The sequence below is a fragment of the Sphingorhabdus sp. genome (genome assembly GCF_029865925.1).
Lineage (GTDB): Bacteria > Pseudomonadota > Alphaproteobacteria > Sphingomonadales > Sphingomonadaceae > Sphingorhabdus_B.
Map to the genome: position 1 here is coordinate 1 of NZ_JARXAI010000003.1, position 5,335 is coordinate 5,335.

5 protein-coding genes are annotated in these 5,335 nt (G+C 59.2%); 1 reads left to right on the forward strand and 4 read right to left on the reverse strand.

Going from position 1 to position 5,335, the window contains the following annotated elements; all coding sequences use genetic code 11:
- The coding region (locus QE270_RS00190) for a YggS family pyridoxal phosphate-dependent enzyme (protein ID WP_300033640.1) at positions 1 to 552 on the forward strand (552 nt) is incomplete at its 5' end.
- Here QE270_RS00190 and pdeM read toward each other — a convergent pair.
- The 4 genes from pdeM to pgmG all read right to left on the reverse strand — a co-directional run.
- Positions 523 to 1,254 carry a ligase-associated DNA damage response endonuclease PdeM gene (gene pdeM, locus QE270_RS00195; protein WP_300033642.1) on the reverse strand — a complete coding sequence of 244 codons (732 nt, stop codon included), beginning with the start codon at positions 1,252 to 1,254 and terminating at the stop codon, positions 523 to 525. The genes QE270_RS00190 and pdeM overlap by 30 nt on opposite strands.
- Before the next feature lie 18 nt (positions 1,255 to 1,272).
- Positions 1,273 to 1,443: a hypothetical protein gene (locus QE270_RS00200; RefSeq protein ID WP_300033644.1), complete on the reverse strand. Its 171-nt coding sequence runs from the start codon at positions 1,441 to 1,443 to the stop codon at positions 1,273 to 1,275.
- Between the two features lie 125 nt (positions 1,444 to 1,568).
- Positions 1,569 to 3,974, reverse strand: a complete 2,406-nt coding sequence (locus tag QE270_RS00205; RefSeq protein ID WP_300033646.1) for a ligase-associated DNA damage response DEXH box helicase — start codon at positions 3,972 to 3,974, stop codon at positions 1,569 to 1,571.
- 7 nt (positions 3,975 to 3,981) lie between these two features.
- The coding region (gene pgmG / locus QE270_RS00210) for a phosphoglucomutase/phosphomannomutase PgmG (protein ID WP_300033648.1) at positions 3,982 to 5,335 on the reverse strand (1,354 nt) is incomplete at its 5' end.

Consider the following 5,335-nt stretch of genomic DNA (forward strand, 5'->3'; position numbering starts at 1 on the left):
GAAGATATCGCGCCGCTCATTCTTCAAGGCCAAATGCTGTTCGGTGAAAACCGCGTTCAGGAGGCTGCGCAAAAATGGCCTGTGCTTAAGGAACAGCATTCAGGCATCCAACTGCACCTTATTGGGCAACTCCAATCCAACAAGGCCGAGGAAGCGGTCGCATTATTTGATGTGATCCATTCCGTCGATCGGCTGTCGCTGGTCACTGCGCTCGGCAAGGCGATGCAAAAACTACAGCGCGCAGTGCCTTGCTTCATTCAAGTCAACATCGGCGCTGAGGCGCAAAAGGGCGGCTGTTCGGTGGCGGAGCTTCCTGACTTGCTGAAGGCCGCGCAGGAGAGCGATATTCCTGTTGCAGGGCTTATGTGCATTCCGCCCGCCGATGTTGAGGCCGCGCCTTTCTTTGCATTGTTGGCGGAATTGTCCGCGCGCTATGGCTTGCCGCAACTGAGCATGGGCATGTCCGATGATTTCGAAACGGCAATCATGCTGGGCGCGACACATATCCGCGTTGGCACGGCGTTATTTGGCGAACGCACCAGCGCCGTTTAAGGCAAAGCGGGCGTAGCCTGCTTGGGTGGCGACAACAGCCTCTACCAATTCACCGTCTCCAACGTCGCACGCTTTCAATATGGCAGGGTCCTGAACATCCAGCCCGCCGGTCAGTGCGCCGAACGCGGGCATGATCAATTTGCGCGGGGTTACGACAAAGCAGCGCCTTTTTACCATCCGCCCGCGCAACACTTGCCGGAACTTGGGATGGAAATGTCCCGAAATCTCTGGCTTGGGGTCACCGCCTTGTGCCTCATGCCGGAGCGTAATACCGGACAGCGCCAATTCATCATACGCCTTGCCACCCCAAATAGCCGACACCGCGCGGTCATGGTTTCCGGTAATCCAAATCCATTCGGTCTCGCGGGCCAAATCGACCAGCAATGCAGCCGCCGACTCCGCCAACCGGTGTTCGCCATCGTCATCGTGAAAATTGTCACCGAGGGATATGATTTTGGCGGGTCGATATGTCCTGCACAAAGCGGAGATATCTTCAAGCGTGGCGACACTGTCATAAGGCGGCAACATCTGGCCATATAAGGCAAAAGCGCTGGCTTTCTCCAAATGCAGATCAGACACCAATAACGCATTTTGCGCCCGCCAATATAAGGCAGCCTCACCCGCCACCTCAAATTGCTGCCCACCAAATTCGAAACCATGCGCCATGTCAGCGGCTATGCGGATTGTGGCTGGCGACTGCAAGTGGATGTGGGCAAATCCTTATGGCGCCTGTGCCACGCGCTTTGGTAAATCAAAGCCAACACGGCGATTGCTAAAATCGATGAGCACGCGGTCAAACAATTTCAACGCGTCCATGCCAAGCAGTATCGCGGGGCGATCTTGCAAATTCAACGCGGCAAAGGCGTAGTTATCGGCAAGAATGAGGGACATGGCTTCGCTAAGAAAGAGAATGTCGACTACCAATTTTGGGCGTCGTTGATGTTCTGGAAACAGAATTTGTTGAATTGATCCGTTAAATCCTCCCCATCGGCGTGCGGTGGGGGGGGGATTACTCTTTACGGCGTCATGGCAATGCCGGCGAGGCTCTCTGCCTCCATCAGCAACGCGTCGTCCACGGACCCCTGCGCCACGCTCTCGCGGCCAATCATGACGAGCAAGGGCACCGCCAGCGGACTGACGCGCTCGAGATCGACATGCAGCATCGTGTCGGCCGCGCGGTCCAGCAAGTCGCCAAGCCGCCCGACATCGGTCAACCGTGTCCGCGCGTCGGCCCATGCGGCCTCAAGCAGCAAATGGTCGGGCTCATATTTACGCAGCACATCGTAAATCAGGTCAGTGGAAAAGGTAACTTGCCGGCCTGTCTTGCGCTTGCCGGTATGTTGCCGTTCGACCAGTCCGCTGATGACCGCCACTTCGCGAAACGCGCGTTTGAGCATGTAACTTGTTTCCACCCAGTCGACGAATTCGTCGGCCAATATGTCGGCGGAAAACAGCGTGTGCGGGTCTGTGATGGGTTTGAGGCTCCACACGCCCAAGGCATAGTCGCTGGCGACAAAGCCCATGGGCATCAGCCCGCGGCTCTCCATGCGGCGGGTAATCAGCATCCCCAGTGACTGGTGCGCGTTCCAGCCCTCGAATGGATAGGTGACCATATAATGGCGTTTGTCGTGCGGGAAGGTCTCGACCAGCAACTGCCCCGCCTTGGGCATTTGGCTGCGATAGGCCTGCATCTCAAGCCACTCGCGTACCTCGTCGGGAAAGCGCGCCCAGCCTGGCCGGTCAGTCAGCATCTGTCGCACGCGGCCTGCCAGATGCGTGGTCAGCGGCAGGCGCGCACCCATATAGCTTGGGATGTTGGTCGCGGGCTTGGTCGCGGCGCGGACGATAAGGTCAAGGTCTTTGATCGATTCCACCTCCAACGCCATTCCGGCAAAGGTGAAGCAGTTGCCTGGGGTGAGCGTGGCGGCAAAAGATTCCTCAACCTTGCCCAATTTGCGGCCATTGCGGAAACGGACCTCAAGCATGGGTGCGTCGACGATGATGCCCGCGTTGAGGCGATGCTGCGCCGCAAATTGCGGGTGCGCCAATCGCCACCGGCCATCTGGGTCTTTGACCAGTTTTTTGAAACGGTCATAGGCCTTCAGCGCATAGCCGCCGGTCGCGACAAAGGCGATGACGCGCGCAAAGGTCGCGGCGTCTAAGGCCGAATAGGGCAAGGCAGACTGCACCTCGGCCAGCAACGCCGCCTCATCAAATGGCCCCGCGCAGGCCAGCCCCATGACATGCTGCGCCAAAACGTCATAGCTGCCTGGGCTGAAGGTCTCGCCGTCGCGCACGCCCTCTGTCACCGCGTCATAGGCGGCCTGCGCTTCGAGATACTCAAAGCGATTGCCGGGCACGAGGATGGCCTTGCTGGGTTCATCCATGCGGTGGTTGGAGCGGCCGATGCGTTGGAGCAGGCGGGACGAGCCTTTGGGCGCACCCATCTGGATGACGCAGTCTACATTCCCCCAGTCGACGCCCAGATCGAGGCTGGCGGTGCAGACCAAGGCGCGCAATTTGCCCTCGGCCATGGCGCCCTCGACCTTGCGCCGCGCCTCCACGGACAGGGAGCCGTGGTGAATGCCAATGGCATATTTGGGTTCATTCGCGTCCCACAATTTCTGGAAGATGAATTCGGCCAGAAAGCGGGTGTTGCAGAATATCAGCGTGATTGTGTTGCGGCCGATTTCGTCGATGAGCTGCGGTATCGCATGTTGCCCGCTATGCCCCGCCCACGGCACGCGGCCCTCGGGTAGCAATATGGTTAGGTCAGGCTCGGCCGCCGCCTCTCCCTCGACCAAGCGTGCTTGGTCAATGTCGCCATTGGGGGCGAGCCATGCGCGGTAATCGTCTGGGTCTGCGACCGTTGCCGAGAGCGCAACGCGCTGCAGGTCTGGCGCGAGCGTCTGCAGCCGCGCGAGCGAAAGGCTCAGCAAATCGCCGCGCTTGCCATTGGCAAAGGCGTGCACTTCATCGACGATGACGCGCTTGAGTGTGGCAAACATGTGCACGCTGTCTTCGTGGCTTAGGAGTAAAGAAAGCGATTCGGGTGTGGTCAGCAATATGTGCGGCGGCTTGACCCGCTGCCGCGCCTTGCGGTCGGACGGCGTGTCGCCGGTGCGCGCCTCGACGCGAATGGGCAGGCCCATTTCCTCGACGGGCGTCAGCAGATTGCGGCGGACGTCTGTCGCTAGCGCCTTGAGCGGGGAGATGTAAAGCGTGTGCAGGCCGTCCGACGGGTCGGCAATCAAGTCACTTAGGCTCGGCAAAAATCCTGCGAGCGTCTTGCCCGCGCCCGTCGCGGCCACAAGCAGGGCGTGACGCCCCTCGCCTGCCGCGTCCAGCATCTCCAATTGATGCCGCCGCGGCTGCCAACCGCGTTCGGCAAACCAGTCGAGAATGATGGGAGGTAAGTTCACGCTGGGCTTAATGCCCGACAGTTTCCCCGCGTTCCAGCCCCGATGCCGCCAATTGCGTATCAATTTGCGCCATCAGGCGTTGTAGGCCTTCTGCGGATGACGCTTCGGCGCGGGCGACGAGCACATCCTGCGTGTTCGATGCGCGCAGTAACCACCAGCCATCGGGCGTGTTGACGCGGGCGCCGTCGGTGTTGTTTACATCTGCGCCGGCCACCGAAAGCCGCTTGAGCACTTCGTCTATCACCGCAAATTTGCGGCTCTCGTCCACTTGGAAGCGCATTTCGGGCGTGTTGATCATCACGGGCATGTCGCCGCGCAATTCGGTTACGCTTTTACCAAGCTTGGCCGACGCCGACATCAATCGGACGGCGGCATAAATGGCGTCGTCGAAACCATAATATTCATGTTTGAAGAAGATATGACCGCTCATCTCGCCGGCGAGCGGCGAGCCGGTCTCTTTCATTTTGGACTTAATTAGGCTGTGGCCGGTCTTCCACATCATGGGCTGGCCGCCCAGTTCTGTGACGCGGTCGAACAACGCCTGCGACGCCTTGACGTCCGCGATAATGGTTGCGCCAGGGACTTCGCCCAGCACATCTGCGGCATAGATTTGCAGCAACTGGTCACCCCAGATGACGCGACCCTCGCCATCGATTGCGCCAATACGGTCGCCGTCACCATCAAAAGCCACTCCAAAATCGAGCTGCTTTTCCGCGACAAGGCGTTGTAAATCAATTAGATTTGCCGGATCGGTGGGATCAGGATGATGATTGGGAAATCGGCCATCTACCTCCACGAACAAAAGATGGTGCTCACCCGGCAACATCTTGACTAGCTTTTCAATTGCCGGTCCCGCTGCGCCGTTACCCGCATCCCAACCGATGCGAAAGGCCTTTTGCGGCGCCGCCTGCGCCACGCGGGCGACATATTGGTCAAGGATATCGAGATGCTCGGAACTACCCACGCCCTCAACCCAGTCGCCTGTCGCCGCCATGCGGCCCAGCTTCAGAATGTCCGCCCCGAAAAACGGCTTGCCCATGAGGACCATTTTGAAGCCATTATAATTGGCTGGATTATGGCTGCCGGTTATTTCAATGCCGCCGTCTACGTCGTCCAGAACGGACTCGGCATAATATAGCATCGGTGTGGGGCCCATGCCAATGCGCACCACGTCCACGCCGCTGTCGTTCAGTCCCTTGACCAAAGCTTCCTCAAGCATAGGCGAGCTAACCCGTCCGTCATAACCGACGGCTGCCTTCTTGCCGCCAGCGCGCACAAGGCAGGTCCCAAACCCACGGCCAATCGCATAGGCATCGGCCTCCCCCAAAGTTTCGCCAATGATGCCGCGAATGTCATACTCG

Excerpts from the sequence above, each read along its gene's own strand:
- QE270_RS00200 (WP_300033644.1), bottom strand. The coding sequence starts at position 1,443 with ATGTCCCTCATTCTTGCCGATAACTACGCCTTTGCCGCGTTGAATTTG.